Origin of the sequence: Niveispirillum sp. (assembly GCF_052437035.1) — a bacterium.
Taxonomy (GTDB): Bacteria; Pseudomonadota; Alphaproteobacteria; order Azospirillales; family Azospirillaceae; genus Niveispirillum.
This window is the reverse complement of the sequence record NZ_JBQVOH010000038.1, coordinates 1-823: the sequence shown is the minus strand read 5'-3', so window position 1 is coordinate 823 and position 823 is coordinate 1. Positions and strand designations below refer to the sequence as shown.

The following is an 823-nucleotide window of genomic DNA, read 5'->3' as shown; positions in this document are numbered from 1 at the left end:
CGGACGCCTGGTGGACCCGCGCCCTGACCGTCGGGGGTGCGGAACCGGTTCTCGACATGGCGGACCAGTTCTGGGGCGACCGCTACGGCGTCCTGCGCGATCCCTTCGGCCATACCTGGTCGATCGGCGGGCCAACGAAGGGCTGAGACGATCAGGCTCTCCCCGGTCCGGTCGGCGGGAGACCTCGCCCCGCTTGATCCCCAACCCTCCGCCTGCCGGCCATCCCAGGGCTTCTCGTCCAACGTCGCGAAAACCCGCTTCGTGGTTCAACGGCTTGCGGCTTCGCCCGCCGAACTACCCGGCGCCCCTCCCGAGGGGCCTATAATGACGCCCGGTCTTTGACATCACAGAAGGAGCAGAGCGCGGCGGCCGGCGGACAGTCCGATCGGCGTCCGGCCATTTCTCATTAGAAAACAAAACCTGTCGGACAGATCGGACACATCGGACACCTTTTTTCGCGTCCAATGGCGGAGCGGCCTAGCGCAGAACGCCTCGGATTTGCCGACCGCCGCGATTGATGACCACCTCCCACGGGCCGCGACCGGCGCTGGCGGCCTGAGCGTCAGCGGCTGTGGAAATTTGACGGCCGTTGATCGCGATCAGCAAATCGTTTTGGCGGAAGACGCTGGCCGCATAGCCTCGACCGGAGACGCCGAGCACGACCACCCCGGTGGCGAAAGGATCGCCGCCAAGTCGATCCGCCAGGGCCGGCGTGAGTTGCGCCACCATGGCCCCTTGCAGCGGCCCTTGCTGGATAACGAGGCCCTTGTCGGGATCAGCCTCGCCCGGCAGGGTTTGCACCCGCGCCGTCAGCGTCTGGACC

1 pseudogene is annotated in these 823 nt (G+C 67.0%); it reads right to left on the bottom strand.

From position 1 onward, the window contains the following. Positions 1-477: 477 nt before the first annotated feature. Positions 478-823: pseudogene (locus tag ACT6Q8_RS25545) on the bottom strand (hypothetical protein); the annotation flags it as partial.